The organism is Streptomyces carpinensis, from assembly GCF_002154505.1.
GTDB lineage: Bacteria > Actinomycetota > Actinomycetes > Streptomycetales > Streptomycetaceae > Streptomyces > Streptomyces carpinensis.
Genome location: NZ_MUBM01000768.1, coordinates 1 through 620 on the forward strand (window position 1 = coordinate 1; position 620 = coordinate 620).

Below are 620 nucleotides of genomic sequence, written 5' to 3' on the forward strand. Positions count from 1 at the left end.
GACACCCTCGCCGGGGAGCCGGTCACGGCCGTGCTCACCGAGGCCCCGGGCAACGGCGCACCCATCGGCGGCATCAAGGTGGCCACCGAGAACGCCTGGTTCGCGGCCCGTCCCTCCGGCACCGAGGACGTCTACAAGATCTACGCGGAATCGTTCCGGGGAGCCGACCACCTCCGCCAGGTGCAGGAGGGGGCCAAGCAGGTCGTCCTGGCCGCACTGGGCGGCTGACCGCGGCGTCCGCGAGCCGTCCGGCCGCAGGGAGGGGCACCGGCCCGTCCTCCTCCACCAGGAGATCACCCGGCGTTTCCCACCGGGTGATCGGCGGACGGGCGCCGTTCGCCGACTCCGTCAGGTGAACGACCGCACACATACTGTGCGGATGGTGCGCGCGGGCCCGCACGACACGAACCAGACTTTCACCGTTCGTTTCCTTGAACCGTTCGTGTTTGTGAGGGTAGGTTCTGCGCCATGACGGCAGCCCAGCCTCCGAGTGCAGCGCAGGAGCTGCGCGGTGCGGGCCTGCGGGTGACGGCCGCCCGCGTCGCGCTCCTGGAGACAGTGCGGGAGGGTGACCACCTCGGCGTGGAGGCGATCGCGTCCGGGGTGCGCGAGCGCGTCGG

The 620-nt window shown here is 71.6% G+C and carries 2 pseudogenes; both read left to right on the plus strand.

What is annotated here, in order from left to right:
• Window positions 1-228: pseudogene (locus BZY54_RS48650) on the plus strand (phosphoglucomutase, alpha-D-glucose phosphate-specific); the annotation flags it as partial.
• Between the two features lie 240 nt (window positions 229-468).
• Window positions 469-620, plus strand: a pseudogene (locus BZY54_RS54545) (transcriptional repressor); the annotation flags it as partial.